Here is a 25,228-nt window from a genome sequence, read left to right on the forward strand (position 1 = left end):
CAAACAATACGCCCGTCGGCCCGGATGCGTCCGGACCGACGGGGCCTTCTCAGTGACGGCTACTGGCCGCCCTTTTGCACGTATCCGCGGACGAACTCTTCGGCGTTCTCCTCGAGCACCGAGTCGATCTCGTCGAGGAGGTCGTCGACGTCCTCGCCAAGCTGCTCGACCCGCTCGGCTGTCTCAGGGTTGACCTCGGGCGCGGCGACGTCCTCTTCCTCGTCGCGCCGCGACTTACCGGATTGGGACTGCCCGCCCGTATCCCTCGTCGCCATGTCTCATCCTCCTCGGGGGACCACCAAACAACCGCTGCATCGAACTTACCCGGAAGTGATCGCTTCGAGCAGATCCTTCGCGCTCGGGCATTTGTCGAACAGTGCACCAACGTGCTTCTTGGTCCCTCGTTCGGGCTCCATCATCGGCACCCGCACCAGCGACTCCCTGCCCACGTCGAAGATGACGGAGTCCCAGCTCGCCGCAACCACCTCGGCGGGGTATTTCGCCAGGCACCGGCCGCGGAAGTAGGCCCGGGTGTCGTCCGGCGGCTCGACGATCGCGCGCTGGATCTCGTCCTCGGTGAACAGCGTCTGCATCGACCCACGGGCGACCAGCCGCTGATAGAGGCCCTTCTCCGCGCGGACGTCGGAATACTGCAGGTCGACCAGCTGCAGCTTGTGCGAGGACCAGCCCAGCGACTCGCGCTCGCGGTAGCCCTCCAGGAGGCGGAGCTTGGCGACCCAGTCGAGCTCGCCGGCGCACAGCATCGGGTCGCGGCCGAGCCGGTCCAGCACGCTCTCCCAGCGCTCGAGCACGTCGGCGGTCTGCTCGTCGACATCGGACCCCTGCCGGGAGTCCACGTAGGCGCGGGCCCGCTCATAGAACGCCCACTGGATGTCCAGCGCGCTCAGCCGCCGGCCGTCGCGCATACGGATCAGGTGCTTCAGCGACGGGTCGTGGCTGACCGCCTTGAGCTCGGTCACCGGGTCGGCGATGCCGAGGTCGCCCGGCAGCGCCTTGTCCTCGATCATCGCCAGGATGAGCGACGTCGTGCCGACCTTGAGGTAGGTGGAGATCTCCGACAGGTTGGCGTCGCCGATGATGACGTGCAGCCGCCGGTACTTGTCGGCGTCGGAGTGCGGCTCGTCGCGGGTGTTGATGATCGGCCGCTTCAGCGTGGTCTCCAGGCCGACCTCGACCTCGAAGAAGTCGGCCCGCTGGGAGATCTGGAAGCCGGGGCCGGACCCGTCCTGCCCGATGCCGACCCGGCCCGCCCCGCACACGATCTGCCGGGTGACGAAGAACGGGGTGAGGTGCATGACGATGTCGGCGAACGGGGTCTGCCGCCGCATGAGGTAGTTCTCATGCGTGCCGTAGCTGGCGCCCTTGTTGTCGGTGTTGTTCTTGTACAGATGGATCGGCAGCGTCCCCGGGATCGTGGCCGCGCGGCGGGACGCCTCGGCCATCACCCGCTCGCCGGCCTTGTCCCACAGCACGATGTCACGCGGGTTGGTGCACTCGGGCGTGGAGTATTCGGGGTGCGCGTGGTCCACGTAGAGCCGCGCACCATTGGTCAGTATCACGTTGGCCAGGCCGAGGTCCTCGTCCGCGAGGGCCTCCGCCGGGTCGTAGAGGGCACCCGAGTAGGTGAAACCGCGCGCGTCGCGCAGCGGGGACTCCTCCTCGTAGTCCCACCGGGCCCGGCCGCCCTTCGTGAGCTCGGGTCGTGCGCCATAAGCGTTGACCACCTGGGATGACGTCACCATCGGGTTGGCTCCCGGCTGGCCGGGCACCGACACGCCGTATTCGACCTCAGTGCCCATCACGCGCCGCACACTCATGCCCACAACCCTAGTCGCAAGGTACGACAGTCTGCCTCCACCGCGGCGCGCCAGGTTTGCATGATGTCCGATTGTTGTGAAGCCGTCGCCGCCCGTAACATCCACGGATGCGAATCTTGGTCGCCTTCGAGGGTGCAGGCGCGGGTGAGGCGCCCCTGTCATGGGGGCAGCGGGACATCTGGGCGTCGATGACCAGGTTCGGCGAGCAGCTGCCGCTCGGCGGGGTGACACCGCTGCCCCCTGGCCGGTCCGTCGAGGACGTCGCGGCCGAGCTGCGGTACCTCATGGGCCGCTACCAGGTGCTGCGCACGCGGCTGCGGTTCGCCGGCGACGGGACGCCCCGGCAGGTCGTCGCGGCCGGCGGCACCGCCACGCTGGAGGTCCTGGACACCGAGGCCGACGCCGAGGCCGAGGCGGGCCGGATGCTCGACCGGTTCCGCCACGAACCCGTCGACTTCACCAGCGACTGGCCGATCCGGATGGGTGTCGTGCGCCATGCCGGCCGCCTCACCCACCTGTGCGCCGTGATCTGGCACATCGCGATGGACCGCTCCGGGGCCGCGGTGATGCTGCGGGAGGTCGCCGCGAGGGTCCAGGAGCCCGTCAGCGGCATGCAGCCCCTCGAACAGGCCGGCTGGCAGGCGTCGGACGCCGGCGCGCGGCAGAGCCGCAGCGCGCTGCGGCACTGGGAGCGGGTCCTGCGCGCGATGCCGCCGCCGTGGCCCCGCTCGTCCCTGCGGCGGGAGCGGCCCCGGCACTGGAAGGGCCGCCTGGTCTCCCCCGCGATCCCCCTCGCCACGCGGGTCCTCGCGGACCGGACCGGCGCGGACCCCTCCACCACGCTGCTCGCCGGGTTCGCGGTCGCGGTGCGCCGCTGCGCGGGCGTCGACCCGGTGCCGGTGCTGCTGGTGACCAGCAACCGCTTCCGCCCCGGGCTGGCGGACGTGGTCGCGCCGGTCGCCCAGCCTGGCCTGTGCCTCGTCGACGTCGCCGACGCCACGTTCGAGCAGGTCGTGGCGGGCGCCCAGCGAGCGGCCACGACCGCCTACAAGCACGCGTACTACGACACGGCGTCGAAGGAGTCCCTGGTCGCGCGGATCGCGGCGGAGCGCGGCCCGCAGTTTCGGGTCGACTTCCACCTCAACGACCGCCGCGGCCCCGTCCTGCCGCCGGCGCGGGGCTCGCTGCGGGAGGTCGTGACCCGCCGGACCCTCGACTGGACGCCGTTCAAGGACACCCCGTCGAGCCGCCTGTTCGTGCACGCCGACGACGCCGGCCCGGCCACCGCGCTCACCTGCTACGCCGACACCCACCACCTCTCCCTGGCGGAGGCGTCCACGGTACTGACAACCCTCGAGACCGTCCTGACCGACGCCGCACTCCAAGCCATAGGCTGACCAGGGTTGCCTCTCGTCAGCGGCGGCGTCGCCGGTACTGACGCCCCGCTCTCTCACACGGGCGCTGCGAGCCGCCGGCTGGGTAGCGGTTGACCACGACCTCCCAGCAGCGGAGGCGTCGCCGGTACTGACGGCCGTCCTGACCGGCGGGGTGCTGCAAGCGGCCGGCTGGGCAGTGGTTGCCCGCGGTCTCTCCGGCGGCGGTGGCCGTCATCGGCGCGGACGACCCAGCAGGCCCTTCCTGACCGGCGCAGCGCTGCGAGCCGCCAGCTGAGCAGCGGTCGTCCACCGGCTTTCGGCGGCGAGAGTGTCGGCGGCGCAGGCGACCCCGCGGGCCGTCCAGACCGACACGGCTCTACGCGCCACCGACCGACCTGCCGTCGCCCGCGGCCACCCGGCGGCGAGGGCGTCGCTGACACGGGTAACCCCGCAGGCGTCCTGACCGACGGGGTGCTGGGGGCGGTCGGCTGGGCGTTGGTTGTTCGCGGCCGGGACGGTCGCGTCGCGGCCTTGGCCGGACGGGGCGCGGAGGCGCCCCGGCCGGCGCCGCGGTCTGCGCAACTACACGCGGACGTGCAGGGAGGGCCGCCAAGGCCCGACCGTTGGCTGACGGGAGCAACGGCCTGCCCACGACGGACCGGAGCCATGAGCTTGGCACTTGGCTCTTGGCTCTGGCTCCTGGGGCGCTGCTGGTGCGCCGCTGGGGTCATGCGAAGCGGGCGGCGCCTCTGCCGAGGTCGCCGCCCGCCGGTGTCGCGGTGTTACAGATATTGGCCGGTGTTGGTCGCGGTCTCTATGGACCGGCCGGCCTCCGCGCCCTTGCCGCCGGAGACGAGCGTGCGGATGTAGACGATCCGCTCGCCCTTCTTGCCGGAGATGCGGGCCCAGTCGTCGGGGTTGGTGGTGTTGGGAAGGTCCTCGTTCTCGCGGAACTCGTCAACGCAGGAGTCGAGCAGGTGCTGGAGGCGCATGCCCTTCTGGCCGTTGCTGAGGAAGTCCTTGATCGCCATCTTCTTGGCCCGGTCGACGATGTTCTGGATCATCGCGCCGGAGTTGAAGTCCTTGAAGTACAGGACCTCCTTGTCGCCGTTGGCGTAGGTCACCTCGAGGAACCGGTTCTCCTCGGTCTCGGAGTACATCCGCAGGACCACCGCGTCGATCATCGCCGCGACCGTCGCCTCGGGCGAGTTGTCGTGCTCGGCGATGTCGTCCTTGTGCAGCGGGACGGTGGTGAGGATGTACTTGGAGAAGATGTCCTTGGCCGCCTCGGCGTCCGGTCGCTCGATCTTGATCTTCACATCGAGTCGGCCGGGGCGCAGGATCGCCGGGTCGATCATGTCTTCCCGGTTGGACGCGCCGATGACGATGACGTTTTCCAGGCCCTCGACGCCGTCGATCTCGCTCAGCAGCTGAGGCACGATCGTGTTTTCGACGTCGGAGGAGACGCCCGAGCCGCGGGTCCGGAACACCGAGTCCATCTCGTCGAAGAACACGATGACCGGGGTGCCCTCGCTCGCCTTCTCACGGGCGCGCTGGAAGATCAGCCGGATGTGCCGCTCGGTCTCGCCGACATACTTGTTGAGCAGCTCGGGACCCTTGATGTTGAGGAAGTAGCTGGTCCTGCGCTCCTCGCCGCGTCGCTCGGCGATCTTCTTCGCCAGCGAGTTGGCGACCGCCTTGGCGATCAGCGTCTTGCCACAGCCGGGAGGGCCGTAGAGCAGGACGCCTTTCGGCGGACGCAACAGGTGCTCGCGGAACAGCTCAGCGTGCAGGAACGGCAGCTCCACGGCGTCGCGGATCTGCTCGATCTGCGAGAAGAGGCCGCCGATGTCGGTGTAGTCGACGTCGGGCACCTCCTCCAGCACCAGCTCCTCAACCTCGCTCTTCGGGATCCGCTCGTAGGCATACGCCGAGCGGGGCTCGATCATGAGCGAGTCGCCGGCGCGCAACGGCGCTTCGGCGAGGGTGTCGGCCAGGTGGACGATCCGCTCCTCGTCGGCGTGCGAGATGACGAGGGCGCGGTCACCACCTTCCAGGATCTCCTTCAACATGACGACCTCGCCGGCCCGCTCGAACCCGAGCGCGTCGACGATGTTCAGGGCGTCGTTGAGCAGGACCTCCTGGCCTCGGCGCAGCTCCTCGACCTCGATGGCCGGGGAAACTGCCACGCGCAGCTTGCGCCCACCGGTGAAGACGTCAACGGAACCGTCTTCGTGGCGGGCGAGGAAGACGCCGTAACCGCTCGGCGGCTGTGCCAGGCGGTCAACTTCCTCCTTCAGCGTCACGATCTGGGCGCGGGCCTCCTTGAGGGTGGCCACGAGCCGCTCGTTGTTTTCGGTCAGCCGGGCAATCTGCGCCTGCGCTGCGGCAAGCCGCTCCTCGAGCTGTCGCACGTGTCGCGGGGTTTCCGTCAGCTTGCGCCGCACCAGGGCGAGTTCCTCCTGGAGGAAAGCGACCTGCGTGGAGAGATCGTGGGCGTCCTTCTCCCATCGTGCGGCGCGCGTCTCCGCGTCGTCGCTGCGTGCCACGTCCCACCTCCCCGGGGGCTTTGAACGTTGTGCTCTAACACTAACTGCTGTTCGCCGGTCTGGGCCCCTTCGAACCCGTGCGCCACAGGGCTTTTACAAATCGTGCGGCCTGGAGGCGCTTTCCACCAGCCCTGTAATGTTGCAGCGTGAGCGCTCTTGAGGTGTGGGTTGACCAGGACCTGTGCACCGGTGACGGCCTGTGTGTGCAGTACGCGCCTGAGGTATTCGAGTTCGACGTCGATGGTCTGGCCTATGTGAAGGGGACCGACGGCGAGCTTCAGCTGGCCCCCGGCACCCGCGTCGACGTGCCCGAACACCTCCGGCTCGAGGTCATCGACGCGGCCAAGGAGTGCCCCGGCGACTGCATCCACGTGCACCGGGCGGCCGACGACGTGCCCGTCGCCGGACCCAACGCCGACTGATTCCTCACAGCATCGGCTTGCCCACGAGAGAAGAGACCAGCCGGGCAAACTCCTCCAAACGGGCGATCTGTCCGGCGCCGCCGTCGTCGAGAGTTTTACCGAAGCGCAACGCGTCGTGGCGGATGACCGAGCCGGCCTCCTCGGCGGCGACGTTCGCCTCGTCGAGCGAGGTCAGCAGCAGGTAGACATCGACGCTGTCCACTCTCGCGTGCCCGTTGGGGTTGCGGCTGAGCCGGCGGCGGCAGCCGACCTCGGTCACCGCCGACAGCGCCACGACCCGCAGCGACGACGTCATCGAGCCCGGCGGCGCCTCCTCGGGCGGGATGTCCTCGCCGTGCCACAGGATGAGCCGGGTGCCGTCGCAGACGACGACCTCCTGCCAGACCCCGTTGACGTCGTTGACGAACCGCTCGAGCGTGAAACCGAGCACACTCTGCCCGCGCAGGACGCCGGCCATCGCGTCGAGCGCGATGTCCGGGTCCCGCAGGTATGCCCTGGCCGCCGACTCGAGGTCCGGATAGGGCGACCAGTCCGGAAATACGGCAGGTAGGTCACTGAAGCTCGGACGGCTCATCCTTTGCCTCCTCCTCCCGTGCGACCGCGGCGGCTGCCAACCGCCGCGCCGCATACGCTTCGGCGCCCTTGCTCGGCTTGCGGCGCCGCGGCGGCGCCGTCACCCCCGGCGCCAGCTTCCGGGCACTGACGAGGAACGCGGTGTGCGCGATCATCCTGTGATCGGGCCGCACCGCGAGACCCTCGACGTGCCAGTCACGCACCAGGCTCTCCCAAGCCCGGGGCTCCGTGTAGCCGCCGTCCTCGCGCAGCGCCTCCACCAGCTCGGACAGCTGCGGCGTGGTCGCCACATAGCCGATGAACACCCCGCCGGGGATCAGCGCCCGTGACACGAGCGGCAGGATCTCCCACGGGGTCAACATGTCTAGGATTATCCGATCAAAACCGACATCTTCGCAGCCCGCTACGTCACCTACCCGCAAGGTCCACCCCGCCTGGGGCCCGCCGAGGAAGGCCTCGACGTTGCGCCTGGCGATCGCTGCGAAGTCTTCGCGCATCTCGTACGACGTGACGCTGCCGCTCGGTCCGACCGCCCGCAGCAGCGAGCAGGTCAGGGCGCCGGAGCCGGCCCCGGCCTCCAGGACCCGGGCACCGGGGAAGATGTCGCCCATGGCGACGATCTGCGCGGCGTCCTTCGGGTAGATGACCTGGGCGCCGCGGGGCATGGACAGCACGTAGTCCGACAGCAGCGGCCGCAGCGCGAGATACGCCGTGCCGCCGGCGCTCGTCACGACGCTGCCGTCGGGCGAGCCGATCAGGTCGTCGTGCGGGAGGGCGCCGCGGTGGGTGTGGAACTCCTTGCCCGGTTCGAGCACGATCGTGTGCATCCGCCCCTTGGGGTCGGTCAACTGGACCCGGTCACCCGGCTGGAAGGGTCCCCGGCGGGTGGTGGGGAGGTCGAGGGACACAGTCACGTGCGATTCCTTCTGCTGGTGGGCCTGCTGGTGGATCTGCGTGTTTCGAGCAACGAGAGCAGCTCGGCGCCGCGCAGGACGCCGTGCACATCCTCACCCGAGACCACCAGGTAGTCGCCGCCCGGGTCGTCCCGGATGGCGTGCAGCAGGTCGGTGCCCCGCAGATCCCCTGCCAGGACGTGGTGCTCGTCGATCCGGCGGGTGACGTCGCCGATCGGCACCCACGGCCGGCGCTCCGCCGGGACCGCCCGTGCCGAGGCGCCGTGCACGAACCCGAGCATCGCCCCGGCCCCGTCCACGACGGCGAGTGGCTGGCCGCCGCTCTGCTGGGCGATCCGCTCCGCCTCCGCCAGCGGCGTGGCCGCGGCGACGGGGATCACCGGCCTGGCCAGCTCCCGCGCGTTGAACGGCGGCAGGCTCGACGCGACCCGCCCGTGCCGGATCGCCTGACCGGCGCCGACCCACATCGTGATGCTGACCAGCAGCGTGAAGAGCAGGCCGAAGATCCTGTCGAGGACGCCCTGGGAGTACAGCACGACCACGGTGGTGGCGGTGGCGACCGCGACCAGCCGCCCCGACCAGCCGGCGACCCGCCGGCCGAGATTCGGGTCACCGCTGATCTTCCAGACGAGGGCCTGCAGCGCCCGCCCACCGTCCAGCGGCAGGCCGGGCAGCGCGTTGAACACGGCCACCACGATGTTGCTCAGTGCCAGCTGGAACGCGAACGTCTCGGCCAGGCTGTGCGCCGGCAGCACCAGCGCGACGCCGCCCGCCAGCAGTCCCAGCAGCAGCGACACGGCCGGCCCGGCGAGCGACACGAACAGCTCCACGCCCGGCCGCGGCGCCTCCCGCTCCATCTCCGTGTAGCCGCCGAGCATCTCCAGCGTGATACCGCTCACACCGATCCCGCTGTGCCGGCTCGTCACCGCGTGGCCGAGCTCGTGCAGCAGCACCGACAGCAACAGGCACACCACGAACCCGAAGCCCAGCACGAACCCGGTCGTCATCGGCAGCGTCCGCTGCGCCGACAGGAACTGGCTATACGTCAGCGTGATCAGCGCGGCGAGCAGCAACCAGGACGGGGCGAGGAAGATCGGGACGCCGAACAGCCGCCCCAGCGGGATCCCGGAGCCGCGCTCCGGCGGCCGGGTTCGGGCAGCCGACGACGCCGGCGCGGGTGCCGAGCGGTAGTCGTCCATTGCCCATGATGCTACGTGTAGTCCGCGCCGAGGGGTCGGTCCGCGAAAACTGTCGTACCCGTGGCCTAACCTTCCACGCATGACGGAGACCATCACCACCCTGCCTACGTTGTCGCCGTCGCGCGCCGCGGACTTCAAGACGTGTCCGCTGCTGTACCGGTTCCGCAGCATCGACAGGCTTCCCGAGCGCCCGACGCCCGACCAGATGCGAGGGACGCTCGTGCACGCCGTGCTGGAGGCGCTGTTCGAGGAGCCGAGCGGCAGCCGCACTCCCGAGCGGGCCGCCGCCCTCGTCGCGCCGCAGTGGCGGCGCCTCGTGGAGACCGAGGAGGGCCTCGCCGACCTGTTCGCGGACACGGAGGCGTTCCTGGAGTCCAGCCGCGAGCTGCTCGGTGGCTACTTCGCAGTGGAGGACCCCAACCGGCTGGAGCCCGCGGAGCGGGAGGCGTTCGTCCAGGCCGAGGTCGACGGCAAGCTCGTCATCCGCGGCTACATCGACCGCCTCGACGTCTCCCCCGCCGGCGACCTCCGCGTCGTGGACTACAAGACCGGCGGCGCGCCCCGTGAGGCCTTCGAGGCGCGCGCCATGTTCCAGCTGAAGTTCTACGCGCTGGTCCTGTGGCGGACCCGCGGCGTGGTGCCCCGCGTGTTACGCCTCATGTACCTCAAGGACCGCGAGGTCTGCGACTTCTCCCCCGACGCCGACGAGCTGGCCAGGTTCGAGCGGACGCTGCTGGCCCTGTGGCAGGCGATCGAGCGGGCGACCGCCGAGCGCGACTTCAGGGCCCAGCCGAGCCGGCTGTGCGGCTGGTGCGCCCACCAGGCGCTGTGCCCGGCGTTCGGCGGGACGCCGCCGCCGTTCCCCGAGCCGGCGACGGCTGCCGCGCTGCCCTTGTCGACGGAGGAGGAGCCCGCCGTGGGCCGCGACGAGTGACCCTTGCCGTTGCTCCCGGTTCGGCCCGGCGCGGTGTGTCGGTCGACCCGTTCGGGGCCGGCACGACGCGGACGGCACGCCACCGGATCGAACCCGGACGCGGTGCGGGGCGACAAGGTCGACGCGCACCGCTCAGGGCCCACGCCGTCAGGCCGGCGCGGTGAGTCCAGCGCCGTCCCGTGAGGGGGGCCACCCGGCGCGGTGACTTGGTGCGTCGGCACAGCCCCAGGTCCTCCCGCGGGCACGGCGCAGCACGACCCGGGCACCACGCGGTGCCGGGGCGGCGCCGGGTGCAGGCGGGCACGGGCGTGACATGGAGCGGGACGGGCAGCGTGTCGCTCGACTCGCCCGGAACCGGCACGGGCCGGATCGAGACCGGACGCGGTGCGGGATGGCAGGGTCCGAGCGCCGCGCGATGCGCTGAAGGCTCACTCCGTCAGGCCGGTGCGGCGGGCCCAGTGCCGCCCGGCGACGGGTGCCACCCGGCACAATGACCTAGCTCGTCCCGTGAGCCTGGCCGAAGTGCGGGCACGCGCGGTGCACGGGTGTGGCCACGGCGCGGACGCGGCACAGACACGGCCCGGGTCGACTGTGGGCCGGATGCGGGGGCCTACGCGGGTGCGGACGCGGCACTGCGCGGGTGCGGACACTGAGCAGGAGTGGGCGCGACACGGCACGGGCACCGCGCGACGCTGGGGCGGCAGGGCGAGTTCGGACCGTCGCGATCGTGGGTCGGGCGCAGCCGGTGAATGCGGTGGGCAAACCGCAGCCCGGTCGTGGATCAGATGTTGGCGGTCCTGCCGGGCGCGGCGCAGGTGCGACCCGGCACCGCACGGCGCGGGCAGGGGCATGGCACGGGAGTGAGCATCGCACGCGTCTCGGCCAGCAGTCCGCCGCGGTCAGCCGGCCGGCTTCGGTCGTCTCGGCGAGCAGCCCGGCGACGCGTCCGAGTGGCCGGGGTCCGTATCCCAGCCCGGCCGCCCGGTCCGTGCTCGACGAGCCGCTGACCGTGCCACCGCGGCAGGCCGGGGCGGGCCCCGCTCCGGCGCCCAACCCGGGCCCGGCACCGGACCCGACCGCCGTCGACACGCGGATCGGCCTCGAGTTGCCGGAGGCGCCGTGTGCCAGCCGGGTGCCATGCCGCTGCGAGCCCCGGCCTGATTGATCGAAGGACAGGCCCGGCCGCCAGCACGACCAGAACCGGCCTTCGATCTCCAATCACGAACCTCGCATCCGTCAGCGCTCGAGTTGCCGCGGGGGGTCGGGTGCCAGTGCCGTGCGGCTGATTGATCCAAGGACAGTTCTGGCCGCCGGGACGACCAGATCCGGCCTTGGATCACGCGGGCGCGGACGTCGCGTCGCCGTAGGTGGGGGGACAGGCGTCTCATCCTCAAGCAGGAGGCGCGGGTCGGACGCGGCGACGAATCCAACCAGGGTTGGAGCCGATAGCGTACGAAGAGTGCTGAAGCGCGTGCTGAGCCGCCGAGCGGACCCGTTGGTGCAGGACATCGTGCTCGCGGTCGTGCTCGCTGTGGTCGGCGGGAGTTCGACGGCGCTCGCGGAGCAGGTGCTCGATGCCGGCAACCTGGCCCTGCAGGTGACGTTCGACACGGTCGGGTTGCTGGCGGTGGCGGTGCGGCGGCGGTGGCTGTGGGGGGCGGTGTGGTTCACGGCGGCGCACACCGTGGTGCCGTTCCTCGGGGTGCTGCCGGTGATGTACGGCGGGTTCGCCGTGATCGTCCTCACGTACACGGCGGCGGCGTATCTGCCGTTGCGGCGGGCGATCGCGGCCGGGCTGCTGATCTGGGCGCCGGGGATGGTGCTGGCGACGGTGCTGGGGCGCACCAATGACGAGCCGCTCGGGCTGACGCCCCAGGTCTTCCTGCTGTTCAACGCGATGAGCGCGGCGGTGTGCTTCACGGTCGGGCGGATGATGGCGACACGGCGGGCGTATGTGGCGGCGCTGGAGGATCGGGCGAGGACGGCGGAGACGAGCCAGCGGGCGCTGACGGAGCAGGCGGTGGCCGACGAGCGGCGGCGGATCGCGCGGGAGCTGCACGACGTCGTGGCGCACCACGTGAGCGTGATGGGGGTCCTCGCGACCGGGTCGCGGCGGATGCTGCAGCGGGATCCGGGCGCCGCGGACGAAGCGCTCGCGACGATCGAGGAGACCGGCCGGACCGCGTTACGGGAGATGCGGCGGCTGCTGACGGTGCTGCGCACGGAGGCGGAGCCGGCCGGTGAGCTGGCGCCGCAGCCGGGGCTCGCCGGCGTGGAGGGGCTGGTGGAGCAGATCCGGGAGGCCGGTCTGCAGGCGGTGCTGCGGGTGGAGGGCGTGCCGGGGCAGCTGGACCCGGGCATCGCGCTGACGATCTACCGGATCGTGCAGGAGGCGCTGACGAACGCGTTGAAGCACGCCGGCGCGGCGACGGTCGAGGTGAGGATGGTGTTCAGCCGCTCGGACGTGGTCGTGGAGGTGTGCGACACCGGACGCGGGCCGCAGCTGGGCACCGCCGCGATCGGGCACGGACTGCTGGGCATGCGGGAGCGGGTCATGTTGTACGGGGGGACGCTGCGCACCGGGCCGCGGCCCGGCGGGGGTTACCGTGTGCACGCGAGGATCCCCATCGAACAGCATGCGGACAGCGTGGAACGGCTGCCCGCATAGGAAAGGCGCAGAGCTTGAACGAGAGGCCTATCCGGCTCCTGCTCGTGGACGACCAGCCGCTGCTGCGCACCGGGTTCAGGATGGTGCTCGGCGGCGAGGCGGACCTCGACATCGTCGCGGAGGCGGGTGACGGCGTCGAGGCGATCGAGCTGGCCCGGCGGCTGCTGCCCGACGTGGTGCTGATGGACATCCGGATGCCCCGCATGGACGGCGTGGCGGCGACGCGGGCGATCGTCGAGGCGAAGCTGCCCGTGCGTGTGCTGATCCTGACCACGTTCGACCTCGACGAGTACGTGGTGGGCGCGCTGCGGGCCGGCGCGAGCGGGTTCCTGGCGAAGGACGTGCCCGCCGACGACCTGGTCACCGCGATCCGGACGGTGGCGGCCGGTGAGGCGGTCGTCGCGCCGCGGATCCTGAAGCGGCTGCTGGACAAGTTCGCCGACGCGCTGCCGGACCCGGACGCGGAGCCGCCGCGGGACCTGCGGGTGCTGACGGACCGGGAGCGGGAGGTCCTGGTGCAGCTGGCGCGGGGGCTGTCGAACTCGGAGATCGCGCGGGCGCTGTCGGTGAGCGAGACGACGGTGAAGACGCACGTCGGGCACGTGCTGACGAAGCTCGGCCTCAGGGACCGCGTCCAGGCCGTCGTCCTCGCGTACGAGACGGGTCTGGTCCGACCGGGATCATAGGTCTCCTTCCCAAGGAGTACCCCCGACCGGCACCCCGGGAGGACGGCACACCCACGATCACCCCGTAGCGTGAGTGCATTCACGAAACCAGAGGGGGATCGAGCGTGACCACGACAGTCACGACCGGGCAGGCGGTCGCCGCCCGCGCGGTGGACGTGTGGAAGGTGTACGGCAGCGGCGAGGCCCAGGTCATCGCGCTGCACGGGGTGAGCGTCGAGTTGGAGCGCGGGCAGTTCACCGCGATCATGGGCCCGTCCGGGTCCGGCAAGTCGACGTTGATGCACACGCTCGCCGGGCTCGACTCGGTGACGCGCGGTGAGATCTTCGTCGGTGACACCCGGCTCACGGGGATGTCCGACGGGGATCTGACCAACCTGCGCAGGACCAAGGTCGGGTTCATCTTTCAGCAGTTCAACCTGCTGCCGACGCTGACGGCGGAGGAGAACATCCTGCTGCCGCTGTCGATCGCCGGGCGCAAGGCCGACCCGAAGTGGTATGACACGGTGATCGAGACGGTGGGGCTGCGGGACCGGCTGAAGCACCGGCCGAGCCAGCTGTCCGGCGGCCAGCAGCAGCGTGTCGCGTGCGCGCGGGCGCTGGTGGCGCGGCCGGAGGTCATCTTCGCCGACGAGCCGACGGGCAACCTCGACTCGCGGTCGGGGGCGGAGGTGCTGTCGTTCCTGCGCAACTCGGTGCGCGAGTTCGGGCAGACGATCGTCATGGTGACGCACGACCCGAATGCGGCCTCCTACGCCGACCGGGTCATCTTCCTGGCCGACGGCCGGGTCGTCGACGAGCTGCGCTCCCCGAGCGCCGACGCGGTGCTGGACAAGCTCAAGGGCCTGGACGCCCACCTGGAAAACAGGGTCGAGAGCGCCACCGACGCGCCGCAGGCGGGCTGAGCCGTGCTGCGCGCGACGCTCAAGAGCCTGCTGGCGCGCAAGCTCCGGCTGATCCTGTCGACCCTCGCCGTGGTGCTGTCGGTCATGTTCGTGTCGGGGTCGCTGGTGCTCACCGACACGCTGGGCCGCACGTTCGACAACGTGTTCTCCAACATCTACAGCTACACCGACGTGCAGGTGTCGGCGAAGTCGCAGACGGCCGACGAGTCGTCCGGCAACAGCCAGGCGATCCTGCCGATCCCGGCCGACGAGGTGGCGCGGGTCGAGAAGGTCGACGGGGTGCGCTCGGCGACCGGCCAGGTGTTCGTCACCGGCGCCCGCGTCGTCGGCAAGAACGGCAAGGTGGTCATCAGCCAGTCCGGGCAGTTCGGCGGCAGCTGGACCGGCGAGGACGAGCTGACGAAGCTGATCGCCGGGAAGGCGCCGGCGGCCGCGGACGAGATCGTCATCAACAACGGGCTGGCGAAGCTGGGGAAGTTCGCCGTCGGCGACTCCGTCGACATCATCGCCCGCGCCGAGGCCCGCAAGACCTACAAGATCACCGGCATCATGCAGTACGCGGGCGGCCGCGACTCGATGGCCGGCGAGACGACGGTGCTGTTCACCGAGGCGACCGCGCAGAAGGTGATGCTCGGCGAGCCGGACGTGTTCAACGTCATCGACGTCAAGGGCAACTCGGGCGTCACCGACAACCAGCTGCGCGACAACATCAAGGCGGCGCTCGGCCCCACGTTCACCGTGCAGACCGGTGAGGAGCTGTCGAAGGCGTCCAGCGAGGCGATCCGGGGGCTGCTGAAGTACTTCAACTACTTCTTCCTCGGGTTCGGCACGATCGCGCTGCTCGTCGGCGTGTTCCTGATCCTCAACACGTTCTCGATCATCGTGTCGCAGCGGACGCGGGAGCTGGCGCTGCTGCGGGCGATGGGCGCGAGCCGCTGGCAGATCATCCGGTCGGTGCTGCTGGAGGCGCTGCTCATCGGCGTCGTCGGGTCGCTGTTCGGGTTCCTGGTCGGCATGGGGCTCGGCGCGGTCGGGGCGAGCGCGTTCACCGCCCTGGCCAACATGGAGTCCGCGGGCCTGGGGCTGCCGGTGGCCGCGATCGTGACGTCGTTCACGATCGGCATCCTGGTCACGATGATCTCGGCGGTGCTGCCGGCGATCAAGGCGGCCCGGGTCGCGCCGATCGCGGCGATGCGGGACGCGGCGACGACGGACAAGCCGCTGACCGGCATCACCATCGCCGGTGCCGTCGTCACCGCGGTCGGTGTCGGCTCGCTGTCGTGGGGCCTGGCCGGCGCCGGCGACGCGACGCTGCTGCTGGTGTTCGGCGGGGTGCTGCTGACGCTGATCGGTGTGGCGCTGCTCGCGCCGATGGTCAGCCGGCCGCTGGTCGCCGGGCTCGGCGCGGTGTTCTCCTTCTCGGTGCCGGGCAGGCTTGGGCGGCGTAACTCGTCGCGCAACCCGCGGCGCACCGCGATCACGGCCGGCGCGGTCATGATCGGCATCGCGATCATCACGATGATCTCGACGATCTTCTCGTCGCTGTCGACGGCGATCGGCGAGTCGGTGGAGAAGGACCTGCAGGCCGACCTCGTCGTCTACGGGCAGCAGACGTCCGACGTGCCGCCGGTCATCCAGCCCGACGAGCTCACGCAGATCAAGGCGCTGCCGCAGGCGCAGACGGTCGCCGCCGTGACCTACGACGGCGTGCAGGTCAACGGCAAGCAGGACTTCGTGTTCGCCTACGACGACTCGTCGGCCGCGATCACCGTCCTGAAGCTGCGGCCGGTCGCGGGCCGGATCGACCGCCTCGCCAGCGGCGAGTTCACCACCGACGAGAAGACCGCGAAGGACCGCAAGTACACGGTCGGCACCACCATCACGGTGACGTTCGCGAAGGGGCAGACGAAGACGCTGACGATGGTCGGGATCAGCAACTCGACCAGCAACGGCAACGGCGTCGTCATCTCCAACGCCGACGCGCAGACCGGGTTCGCGTTCCCGCAGCCGATCCAGGCCATGGTCAAGGTCAAGGACGGGGTCACGATCGCCGACGCGAAGGCCGCGGTCGAAGGGGTGCTGAAGAACAACCCCGAGGTCAGCGTCCAGACGAAGGACGAGCTCGTCGGCTCCAGCCGGCAGCAGTTCGACGTGGCGCTGGTCATCGTGCAGGTGCTGCTGTTCATCGCGCTGGGCATCTCGGTGCTCGGGGTCATCAACACGCTGCTGCTGTCGGTGATCGAGCGGACCAGGGAGCTGGGGATGCTGCGGGCGATCGGCCTGCGGCGCCGGCAGACGTGGTCGATGGTGACGATCGAGTCCGTGGTGATCACGCTGTTCGGCACGGTGCTCGGGCTCGTCGTCGGGGTCGGGCTCGGCGCGGCGACGGTCACCGCCCTCAAGTCGGTGATCGGCTTCGGCGCGGTCACGCTGCCCTGGGGGTACATGATCGCCTACATCATCGGGGCGCTCGTCGTCGGCGCGGTCGCCGGCCTGATCCCCGCGATCCGGGCGGTGCGCCTCAACGTGCTCAACGCCATCGCGTATGAATAGGCACCAGCGCTGACAAAAGCCGGTCGGGGGTCTCCCCCGACCGGCTTTTCCGCTTTTCCGGAGCCCTTTCTGTGAAGGCTGAGAAAGGCGGGCTAGGGGTTGACCCTGATTTCCGCTCCGGGCCAAACCCCCGCCCAAAACCGGTGGTCGGGTCGCCCTGCGGGCGGACGAGACGAGCCGGAACCGCCCCGAGGATGAAGGCACACCATTCACCAGGGGGAATCATGACTGCATCGGTTGCGACGCGCACCGAGGTGGCCGCGAAGGCGGTCGACGTCTGGAAGGTCTACGGCACGGGCGAGGCGCAGGTCAACGCGCTCGGCGGCGTTTCCGTGGAGCTCGAGAAGGGCCGGTTCACCGCGATCATGGGCCCGTCGGGCTCGGGCAAGTCGACGCTCATGCACTGCCTGGCCGGGCTCGACGCCGTGTCGCGCGGCGAGGTCTACATCGGCGACTCGAAGATCACCGGCCTGTCGGACCGGGGCCTGACGAACCTGCGCCGCACGAAGGTCGGGTTCATCTTCCAGCAGTTCAACCTGCTGCCGACGCTGACCGCCGAGGAGAACATCCTGCTGCCGCTGTCGATCTCGGGCAGGAAGCCGGACGCCGCCTGGTACAACACCGTGATCGAGACCGTCGGCCTGCGGGACCGGCTCAAGCACCGGCCGAGCCAGCTGTCCGGCGGCCAGCAGCAGCGGGTCGCGTGCGCGCGGGCGCTCGTGTCCCGGCCGGAGGTCATCTTCGCCGACGAGCCGACCGGCAACCTCGACTCGCGGTCCGGCGCCGAGGTCCTCGCGTTCCTGCGCAACTCGGTCCGCGACTTCGGCCAGACCATCGTCATGGTCACCCACGACCCCAACGCCGCCTCGTACGCCGACCGGGTCGTGTTCCTCGCCGACGGGCACATCGTCGACGAGCTGTACGCGCCGACCGCCGACGCCGTCCTCGACCGTCTCAAGCGTCTCGACAAGGCGGCCTGACGATGCTGCGCGCCACACTGAAGAGCCTGCTCTCCCGCAAGCTGCGGCTGGTCCTGTCCGGGCTGGCCGTCGTGCTGGGGGTGATGTTCGTGTCGGGGGCGTTCGTGCTCACCGACACGATGGGTCGCTCGTTCGACAGCCTGTTCGCGTCGGTGTTCGAGGACACCGACGTCCAGGTGACCCAGAAGCCGAAGGTCGACGGCCAGGACATGGGACCGTCGCAGGCGTCGAACATCCCGGCGGCGACGCTGGACAAGCTGAAGAACGTGCCCGGCGTCGCGAAGGTCGTCGGTGAGGCCAACGCCGACGGCGCCCGTGTCATCGGCAAGAACGGCAAGGTCGTCACCACGTTCGGCCCGCCGCGCCTCGGCGAGAACTGGGTCGGCACGTCCGACCTGATGCAGCTGCGGGAGGGCCGCGGCCCGCAGGCCGACGACGAGATCGTGGTCAACGCGACCACGGCGAAGGCCGCCGGCGTCAAGGTCGGCGACGACGTCGGCGTACTGACGCTGCAGCCCGGCAAGAAGGTGTTCAAGCTCGTCGGCATCGTCGGCTACAGCGGCGACCGCGACTCCCTCGGCGGCTCGCTCGAGGTCTTCTTCACCACGCCGGTCGCGCAGGAGCTGATGCTCGGCGAGAAGGACGTGTACAGCTCGATCAAGGTCACCGCCGCGCCCGGCGTCAGCCACGACCAGCTGCGCGCCGACGTCGCCGCCGCGCTCGGCGGCGAGAGCGGCCAGGCCGGCGGGTTCCAGGTCAAGACCGGCAAGCAGCTGCAGGACGAGACGACGAAGGACTTCCGGGAGGGGCTGTCGTTCTTCAACAACGTCCTGATCGGCTTCGCGGGTGTCGCCCTGTTCGTCGGCACGTTCCTCATCCTCAACACATTCTCGATCATCGTCGCGCAGCGGACGCGTGAGCTGGCGCTGATGCGGGCCCTCGGCGGCAGCCGCGGCCAGACGCTCGGCTCGGTGATCATCGAGGCGGTCGCGATCGGGCTCATCGCCTCGGTCCTGGGCCTCGCCGCCGGCGTCGGCGTCGGTGTCCTGCTCGCCTGGGTGTTCGGCAACGTCAGCGGCGTCGCCCTCGCCAGCGTCGGCGTGCCCGCCGCCGCCGTGATCAGCGCGTTCGTCGTCGGTCTGCTGGTGACGGTCGTCGCCGCGGTCCTGCCGGCGCTGCGCGCCTCCCGCATCCCGCCGATCGCGGCGCTGCAGGAGGTCGCGACCCCGGACCGCCCGCTGACCAAGCTCACCGTCAGCGGCGCCCTCATCGGCGCGGCCGGCGGCACCATGCTCGGCCTCGGCCTCGCCGGTCAGGGCGACAACACGCTGTGGCTCATCCTCGGCGGCGTCCTGATCAGCTTCATCGGCGTCGCGCTGCTCACGCCGCTGCTGGCCCGGCCGGTGGTCGCGCTGCTCGGCCGGTTGTTCTCCTGGTCGGTGCCGGGCAAGCTGGGCCGGCTCAACTCGGGCCGCAACCCGCGGCGCACCGCGATCACCGCGGCCGCGCTCATGGTCGGCCTCGCCCTGATCACCGGCGTCAACGTCATCCTCGCCTCGGCGAAGCAGAGCCTGTCGTCGCAGGCCGCGACCCAGGTCACCGTCGACCTGATCATCTCCGGCGACGGCGACGACAACGGGCCGGCGAAGTTCGACCCGGCCGTGATGGACGCCGCGGCGAAGCTGCCCGGCGTGGCCAGCACCGCCAGCGAGTACTGGGACTTCGGGCAGCTGGAGGGCGGCGGCGGCACCGGCATCTCCGCAACATCCGACATGGCCGCCTACGCCGGCATGTTCAAGATGACCCCGACCGAGGGCACGCTCAACTGGACCGGCCCGAACCAGGCCGTCGTGGACACCGAGAACGCGCAGAAGCGCGGCCTGAAGCTCGGCTCGACGATGACGATCCAGTTCAGCCGCGGCGCGCCGCACACGGTCACCGTCGTCGGCCTGTACAAGCGCAGCGACGTCATGGGCGGCACCATCGTCTCCGGTGACGTGGTGAAGGACTTCCGCAGTCCCCAGCCGTCCTGGGGCTACATCAGGGTCACCGAGGGCACCGCGGTCGCCGACATCCAGCGGCAGGTCGACCAGCTGCTCGTCGACAACCCGGAGGTGTCGGTCGCGAACCGGGCCGAGTTCGTCGACGCGCAGTCCGCGCAGTTCGACCAGCTGCTCACCATGATCCAGATCCTGCTGGCGCTGGCGATCCTCATCGCGGTCCTCGGCATCGTCAACACCCTCGCCCTGTCGGTGCTGGAGCGGACCCGCGAGCTCGGGCTGCTCCGCGCCATCGGGATGCGCAGGGCGCAGACGATGCGGATGGTCACCGTCGAGGCGGTCGTCATCTCCACGTTCGGCGCGCTGCTCGGCCTCGCGGTCGGCACCGGCCTCGGCGCGGCCGTGGTCCGGGCGCTGAAGGACGACGGCTTCTCGAAGATGGCCTTCCCGTGGACGCAGATGGCGACGTACCTGCTGCTCGCCGCCCTGGTCGGGGTCCTCGCGGCGATCCTGCCGTCGATCCGGGCCTCGCGGGTCAACGTCCTGCAGGCGATCGCGCACGACTGACCACGTCGCACGGACCAAGGGGCGCCTTCTCGGGGAGGCGCCCCTTCTCCGTTTCCGGTTTCCGCGTCGGTACGGACACCCGCGGCGCGACCGGTCCGCACAGTGATCCGCGACCTCGCCAGGCGACCGAAGACCGGACGCCGTCCCGCCGCCGGCGCGCGCCGCTATGCGACCAGTTTGCGCAGGTACGCGACGTCGACGTCGAGCAGGGACTCGACGAGGGTCACGCCGGTGGGGTCCAGGTCGACCTCGCACGGCACGGCGAGGACCGCGCAGCCGGCGGCCCGGGCGCTGCGCACGCCGTTCGGCGAGTCCTCCACCGCGACGCAGTCCATCGCGACCGCCCCGACGAGCCGCGCCGCCGTCAGGTACGGCATCGGGTGCGGCTTCGTCTGGTCCACCTCGTCGCCGGCGACGACCGCGTCGAAGTTGTCCGCCCCGATCGTCAGCAGGGCCACGTCCACCAGGTGCCGGTGCGTGGCGGTGACCAGCGCGAGCGGTACACCCTCCGCACGCAGCGCGGCGAGCAGCTCCTTCGCGCCGGGACGCCACTCGACGCCACCGTGGAAGAGCTCCTTCACCCGCGCCTCCAGCCACCGGACGCTCGCGTCGGTGCTGATGCTGGCCGGTAGGCCGAGGTCGGCGTGCAGCAGCCGCATCGAGTCGGTCATGTTGCTGCCGACCATCGCGTGCCTGGCCTGCGCGGACAGTTCACCGCCGTAGTGCGCGGCGAGCTCGGTCAGGCCGACGGACCACACCTTCTCACTGTCGACGAGGGTGCCGTCCATGTCGAAGAGCACGGCCGCGAGCCGGTCGTCAGAAGCCACCTGACGGATCCTGCCTGAGCGGGGCGGTCACCGTCCGTCGTTCGTGCTCAAGCTCACGGCGTGCAGAAACTCCGCCGGCGTCATCGAGCCCGGCCGTGCGCCCGACCGGGCCGCCCGCTGCACGAGCCGCCGCGCCGTCTCGTTCGCCGGGGTCGGCACCCCGTGCAGGCGGCCGAGCAGCACGATCTCGCCGTTGAGGTAGTCGGCCTCCACGGTGCCGGTGCCCCTGGCCAGGCTCTGCCACGACGACCCGCCGGCCCGCCCCACGCCCCCGGGCCAGCGCATGATGTCGCCGCGGCGCTCCCGGTCCTCCGCCGCGGACGCCACGTCGATCCCCGCGTGCCGCAGCACCGCCTCGCCCTCCGCCCGGACCGGCTCGGCCGCCTCGTCGACGCCGTCGACCCGGCCGCACAGCGCCTCCACGGCGTTGCCGAGGTTCATCAGCAGCTTGCGGTACTTCCAGCGCATGATGTCCGGCCGCGGCTGCGACACGAACCCGGCCGACTCCAGGTCACGGGCCAGGGCCTGCGCGGTCGCGTCGCTGCCGGACGGGAAGCGGCCGAGGTCGAGGATGCCGGGGACCGGGGCGCAGTGCGCGGTCACCACGCCGGGCTCCAGGTGGCTGCCGGGCAGGATCACGTGGACGCCGTACACGCGGGCGAAGTGCCGCAGGGCGGCACGCTCGTTGGCGACCCCGTTCTGCAGGCACACGACCGGCCCGTCGAACCCTTCGAGGGCGACCAGCGCGGCCGCGGTGTCCATGCTCTTCATGCCGAGCACGACGACGTCCTTGTGCGTGTCCCCCGGGTGCTCGACCGCGTCGAGCTTGACGACCGTGTCACCCGACGGCTGGCGCAGCGTCAACCCGTCGCGGCGGATCGCCGCCAGGTGCGCGCCCCGCGCGACGACCGCCACGTCGTGCCCGGCCATCGCCAGCCGGCCCGCGACCACACCGCCGACCGCACCCGCCCCGTACATCAGCCATCGCATCGACCCAGAGTATTCGCCGCCGGCCGGACCGGACGTGATCTTGAAAATCGACACCCTGGCGCGGCCGGCAAGCCATCCGGCGGTGTCCAACGTAGGCTGGGACCGTGACCGAGTTCGACGGCCTGCCCGTGCTGCGCTCCCCTGTCGCGATTGCCGCGTTCGAAGGGTGGAACGACGCTGCCGACGCGTCGACCGCCGTCGTCGAGCACCTCGAACAGGAATGGGGCGCCGAGCCCATCGCCTCGCTCGACCCGGAGGACTTCTACGACTTCCAGGTCAACCGGCCGACGGTGATGATGTCCGAGGGCGAGACCCGCCGCATCGAGTGGCCCACCACCCGCTTCTCGGTGGCCACGCCGCCCGATGCGGAGCGTGACATCGTCCTCATCCGCGGGATCGAGCCCAGCATGCGGTGGCGCACGTTCTGCGAGCAGGTCCTCGAGGTCTGCCACAGCCTCGAGGTGAGCCGGATCGTGCTGCTCGGCGCCCTGCTCGCCGACGTCCCATACACCCGCCCGCTGCCCGTCAGCGGCTCCGCGCCCCGCGGCGCCACCACCGGCGACGCCGGCGAGCGGCTCGGCCTGACGCCCACGCGGTACGAGGGACCGACCGGCATCGTGGGGGTCCTGCACGACGCGTGCGCCCGCGCCGACCTGGAGGCCGTGTCCTTCTGGGTGCACGTGCCGCACTACGCCAACAACCCGCCGTGCCCGAAGGCGACCCTCGCGCTGCTGCACCGCGTCGAGGAGGTCCTGGACCTGCCGGTGCCGACCGGCGACCTGGCGAAGGAGTCCTCGGAGTGGGAGGAGCGGCTCAAGCAGGCCGCCGAGCAGGACGCCGAGCTCGCCGAGTATGTCCGCGAGCTGGAGGAGCGCTCCGGCGACGCCGGTCTGCAGCCGCTGTCGGGCGACGAGATCGCGCAGGAGTTCGAGAAGTACCTGCGCCGCCGCGGGGGCCAGGCCGGCCCTTCCGCGACGGGCGCTTGGTAGCGGCTACGTTCGTCAGACCTGGCGGTAGGTGCTGAGGAAGCGGCCGATCCGCCCGATCGCGTCCTCCAGGTCGGACACCCGCGGCAGCGTCACGATCCGGAAGTGGTCCGGATTGTGCCAGTTGAACCCGGTGCCCTGCACGACCATGAGCTTCTCCTTGCGGAGCAGGTCGAGCGCGAACTGCAGGTCGTCCTTGATCGGGTGCACCTCGGGGTCGATGCGCGGGAACATGTAGAGCGCGCCCTGCGGCTTCGTGCACGACACGCCCGGGATCTCGTTCAGCATCCGCCACGCGGTGTCACGCTGGGCGAGCAGCCTGCCCCCGGGCAGGATGAGGTCGTTGATGCTCTGGTACCCGCCGAGCGCCGTCTGCACGGCGTGCTGCGTCGGCACGTTGGGGCACAGCCGCATGTTGGCGAGGATGTCCAGGCCCTCGATGTAGCTGGTCGCGTGCTGCTTCGGCCCGGACAGCACCAGCCAGCCGGTGCGGAAGCCCGCCACCCGGTACGCCTTGGAGAGCCCGTTGAACGTGAGCGTCAGCAGGTCCGGCGCGACCGCGGCCGTCGACACGTGCGTCGTGTCGTCGTAGAGGATCTTGTCGTAGATCTCGTCGGAGAAGACCAGCAGGTTGTGCCTGCGGGCGACCTCGGTGATCCGCTCGATCATCTCCCGCGAGTACACCGCGCCGGTCGGGTTGTTGGGGTTGATGACGACGATCGCCTTGGTGCGCGGCGTGACCTTCTTGGCGATGTCGTCGACGTCCGGCATCCAGTCGTTGGTCTCGTCGCAGATGTAGTGCACGGCCCGCCCGCCGCACAGGCTGACCGACGCGGTCCACAGCGGGTAGTCCGGCGAGGGGATCAGCACCTCGTCGCCGTTGTCGAGCAGCGCCTGCAGCGCCATCACGATGAGCTCGGAGACGCCGTTGCCGAGGTACACGTCCTCGATGTCGACGCCGTAGACCTGCTTCTGCTGGTAGTACTGCACGACCGCGCGCCGGGCCGACAGCAGGCCCTTGGAGTCGCCGTAGCCGTGGGCGGAGGGCAGGTTCAGGATGACGTCCTGGAGGATCTCCTCCGGCGCATCGAACCCGAATGGCGCCGGGTTGCCGATGTTGAGCTTCAGGATGTGGTGGCCTTCGGCCTCCATCTGCTTGGCGGCGGCCATGACCGGTCCGCGGATGTCGTAACAGACGTTGGCCAGCTTCGCGGACTGAGTCACCTGCATGCAGCCACAGTACGAGCCCCGCTCCCATGCTTCAGTAGCCAGTTCCCAGGATGTGGCGAAGTTGTGCCGCCTGTCGTGACCCGGTTCGCCTTGCGTAGAGCATCCTAGGAGGCTAGCCTTCTAGGTATGACCATCAACCCTGGGGCCGCGGAGTTCCCGCACCGGCAGATCGCCGCGCAGCTCCGGGCCCGGATCCACCGTGGCGACTGGGCCCCCGGTGAGCGACTGCCGTCGATCCCGTCGCTCGCCACCCAGTTCGGGGTCGCCAAGCAGACCGTCCAGCGCACCATCGACCAGCTGCGGATCGAGGGCCTGCTGATCACCCGCCCCGGTTCGGGGACGTTCGTCCGCGGCACGAAGCGCCGGATGAACCGGCTCTCCCGCGGGCGCTACGGCGCGGAGCGCGGCTACCACGCCGAGCTCGCCGCCCGCTACCGCCAGCACCTGATGCAGGTCGGCGCCATGCCCTGCCCCCCGGACGTCGCCGAGGCCTTCGGCATCGACGTCGGCGTCCACCTGCTCGTCCGCCGCCACCTCGTCCGCACCGGCGACGCCCCGGTCGAGGTCGGCGCCTCCTGGTTCCGCCCCGCCGACGTCCGCGGCACGTCCATCGAGCGCCCCGACGTGTTCGACCGCCCGCTGTACCAGGAGGTCGAGGCCGAGACGGGCCGCCGCTACACGAGCGCCCGCGACCAGGTCAGCGCCCGCCTCCCCACCCGCGAGGAGGCGGAGCTGCTGCAGATCCGCCCCGACACGCCCGTCCTGGTGCTGCTGCACATCGCGTACGACGCCGAGCACAAGCCGATCGAGGTCGCCCAGGCCGCCTGGCCGGGCCCGATGACCTCGCTGACCGAGGAGTACAAGATCCCCGGCGTCCGCCCCGGCCTCCCCACCGACGAGCCCGACCTGGCCCTCGGCTAGCCCCACCCGGCCCCTCCGCCGGTCCCCCCACCGCCGCAGCCGGTCGTCGCACGACGACCGGCTCCCGATGCGACGCCGCAGGTCAGGCCGGTCCGGCACACTTGCGACCGCAC

The 25,228-nt window shown here is 70.8% G+C and carries 20 protein-coding genes; 11 read left to right on the forward strand and 9 right to left on the reverse strand.

What is annotated here, in order from left to right:
* Positions 1 to 59 precede the first annotated feature (59 nt).
* Complete coding sequence (locus tag ACQEVZ_RS54625; RefSeq protein WP_033362892.1) at positions 60 to 275, reverse strand: ubiquitin-like protein Pup; 216 nt, start codon at positions 273 to 275, stop codon at positions 60 to 62.
* A gap of 45 nt (positions 276 to 320) precedes the next feature.
* Positions 321 to 1,838 carry a depupylase/deamidase Dop gene (gene dop / locus ACQEVZ_RS54630; RefSeq protein ID WP_360572679.1) on the reverse strand — a complete coding sequence of 506 codons (1,518 nt, stop codon included), beginning with the start codon at positions 1,836 to 1,838 and terminating at the stop codon, positions 321 to 323.
* Between the two features lie 107 nt (positions 1,839 to 1,945).
* Here dop and ACQEVZ_RS54635 point away from each other — a divergent pair, with 107 nt between their 5' ends.
* Positions 1,946 to 3,235, forward strand: coding sequence for a condensation domain-containing protein (locus tag ACQEVZ_RS54635; RefSeq protein WP_433383754.1), 1,290 nt, complete (start codon positions 1,946 to 1,948; stop codon positions 3,233 to 3,235).
* A gap of 761 nt (positions 3,236 to 3,996) precedes the next feature.
* On the opposite strand, the gene arc is transcribed toward ACQEVZ_RS54635, so the two are convergent.
* Positions 3,997 to 5,763, reverse strand: a complete 1,767-nt coding sequence (gene arc / locus ACQEVZ_RS54640) for a proteasome ATPase (protein ID WP_344502168.1) — start codon at positions 5,761 to 5,763, stop codon at positions 3,997 to 3,999.
* Between the two features lie 146 nt (positions 5,764 to 5,909).
* Here arc and ACQEVZ_RS54645 point away from each other — a divergent pair, with 146 nt between their 5' ends.
* Positions 5,910 to 6,185 carry a ferredoxin gene (locus ACQEVZ_RS54645; protein ID WP_344502167.1) on the forward strand — a complete coding sequence of 92 codons (276 nt, stop codon included), beginning with the start codon at positions 5,910 to 5,912 and terminating at the stop codon, positions 6,183 to 6,185.
* Between the two features lie 4 nt (positions 6,186 to 6,189).
* Here the strand turns inward: ACQEVZ_RS54645 and ACQEVZ_RS54650 are convergent, their stop codons facing one another.
* Genes ACQEVZ_RS54650 through ACQEVZ_RS54660 form a run of 3 tightly spaced genes read right to left on the reverse strand, consistent with a single transcriptional unit; the run spans position 6,190 to position 8,871 of the window.
* The gene (locus ACQEVZ_RS54650; RefSeq protein ID WP_033362888.1) at positions 6,190 to 6,759 is read right to left on the reverse strand and encodes a hypothetical protein; all 570 of its coding nucleotides are present in this window, start codon (positions 6,757 to 6,759) and stop codon (positions 6,190 to 6,192) included.
* A complete protein-coding gene (locus tag ACQEVZ_RS54655) occupies positions 6,737 to 7,672 on the reverse strand; it encodes a tRNA (adenine-N1)-methyltransferase (protein WP_354902713.1) in 936 nt (311 codons plus the stop codon). The genes ACQEVZ_RS54650 and ACQEVZ_RS54655 overlap by 23 nt, the downstream gene beginning before the upstream one ends.
* A complete protein-coding gene (locus ACQEVZ_RS54660) occupies positions 7,669 to 8,871 on the reverse strand; it encodes a site-2 protease family protein (RefSeq protein ID WP_433383757.1) in 1,203 nt (400 codons plus the stop codon). Before ACQEVZ_RS54660 ends, ACQEVZ_RS54655 begins: the two co-directional genes overlap by 4 nt.
* Positions 8,872 to 8,950: 79 nt before the next feature.
* Between ACQEVZ_RS54660 and ACQEVZ_RS54665 the strand changes: the two genes are divergently transcribed.
* The 7 genes from ACQEVZ_RS54665 (at position 8,951) to ACQEVZ_RS54695 (ending at position 20,161) form a co-directional block, all read left to right on the forward strand.
* Positions 8,951 to 9,805 (forward strand): RecB family exonuclease, encoded by an 855-nt coding sequence (locus ACQEVZ_RS54665; RefSeq protein WP_433383760.1) that lies wholly within the window; start codon positions 8,951 to 8,953, stop codon positions 9,803 to 9,805.
* A gap of 1,459 nt (positions 9,806 to 11,264) precedes the next feature.
* Positions 11,265 to 12,473: a sensor histidine kinase gene (locus ACQEVZ_RS54670; RefSeq protein ID WP_354902711.1), complete on the forward strand. Its 1,209-nt coding sequence runs from the start codon at positions 11,265 to 11,267 to the stop codon at positions 12,471 to 12,473.
* Between the two features lie 80 nt (positions 12,474 to 12,553).
* The gene (locus tag ACQEVZ_RS54675) at positions 12,554 to 13,159 is read left to right on the forward strand and encodes a response regulator (RefSeq protein ID WP_425552192.1); all 606 of its coding nucleotides are present in this window, start codon (positions 12,554 to 12,556) and stop codon (positions 13,157 to 13,159) included.
* A gap of 104 nt (positions 13,160 to 13,263) precedes the next feature.
* Positions 13,264 to 14,061, forward strand: a complete 798-nt coding sequence (locus ACQEVZ_RS54680; RefSeq protein WP_433383762.1) for an ABC transporter ATP-binding protein — start codon at positions 13,264 to 13,266, stop codon at positions 14,059 to 14,061.
* Between the two features lie 3 nt (positions 14,062 to 14,064).
* On the forward strand, positions 14,065 to 16,614 hold the full coding sequence (locus ACQEVZ_RS54685) for an ABC transporter permease (protein WP_433383764.1): 2,550 nt from the start codon (positions 14,065 to 14,067) through the stop codon (positions 16,612 to 16,614).
* Between the two features lie 224 nt (positions 16,615 to 16,838).
* Entirely contained in the window at positions 16,839 to 17,594 is a 756-nt protein-coding gene (locus tag ACQEVZ_RS54690; RefSeq protein ID WP_344502160.1) for an ABC transporter ATP-binding protein, read from the forward strand.
* A gap of 2 nt (positions 17,595 to 17,596) precedes the next feature.
* Positions 17,597 to 20,161: an ABC transporter permease gene (locus tag ACQEVZ_RS54695; protein WP_433383767.1), complete on the forward strand. Its 2,565-nt coding sequence runs from the start codon at positions 17,597 to 17,599 to the stop codon at positions 20,159 to 20,161.
* Positions 20,162 to 20,325: 164 nt separating this feature from the next.
* On the opposite strand, the gene ACQEVZ_RS54700 is transcribed toward ACQEVZ_RS54695, so the two are convergent.
* On the reverse strand, positions 20,326 to 20,961 hold the full coding sequence (locus tag ACQEVZ_RS54700) for an HAD family hydrolase (protein WP_344502341.1): 636 nt from the start codon (positions 20,959 to 20,961) through the stop codon (positions 20,326 to 20,328).
* Positions 20,962 to 21,015: 54 nt separating this feature from the next.
* A complete protein-coding gene (locus tag ACQEVZ_RS54705; RefSeq protein ID WP_344502158.1) occupies positions 21,016 to 21,978 on the reverse strand; it encodes a ketopantoate reductase family protein in 963 nt (320 codons plus the stop codon).
* A 104-nt stretch (positions 21,979 to 22,082) separates the two neighbouring features.
* Between ACQEVZ_RS54705 and ACQEVZ_RS54710 the strand changes: the two genes are divergently transcribed.
* Positions 22,083 to 22,967, forward strand: a complete 885-nt coding sequence (locus tag ACQEVZ_RS54710; RefSeq protein WP_344502157.1) for a PAC2 family protein — start codon at positions 22,083 to 22,085, stop codon at positions 22,965 to 22,967.
* 12 nt (positions 22,968 to 22,979) lie between these two features.
* On the opposite strand, the gene ACQEVZ_RS54715 is transcribed toward ACQEVZ_RS54710, so the two are convergent.
* Positions 22,980 to 24,194 carry a pyridoxal phosphate-dependent aminotransferase gene (locus ACQEVZ_RS54715; protein ID WP_433383770.1) on the reverse strand — a complete coding sequence of 405 codons (1,215 nt, stop codon included), beginning with the start codon at positions 24,192 to 24,194 and terminating at the stop codon, positions 22,980 to 22,982.
* 126 nt (positions 24,195 to 24,320) lie between these two features.
* Here ACQEVZ_RS54715 and ACQEVZ_RS54720 point away from each other — a divergent pair, with 126 nt between their 5' ends.
* Positions 24,321 to 25,115, forward strand: a complete 795-nt coding sequence (locus ACQEVZ_RS54720; RefSeq protein WP_344502155.1) for a GntR family transcriptional regulator — start codon at positions 24,321 to 24,323, stop codon at positions 25,113 to 25,115.
* Positions 25,116 to 25,228: the final 113 nt, after the last annotated feature.

Origin of the sequence: Dactylosporangium sp. CA-152071, assembly GCF_050936335.1 — a bacterium.
GTDB lineage: Bacteria > Actinomycetota > Actinomycetes > Mycobacteriales > Micromonosporaceae > Dactylosporangium > Dactylosporangium maewongense.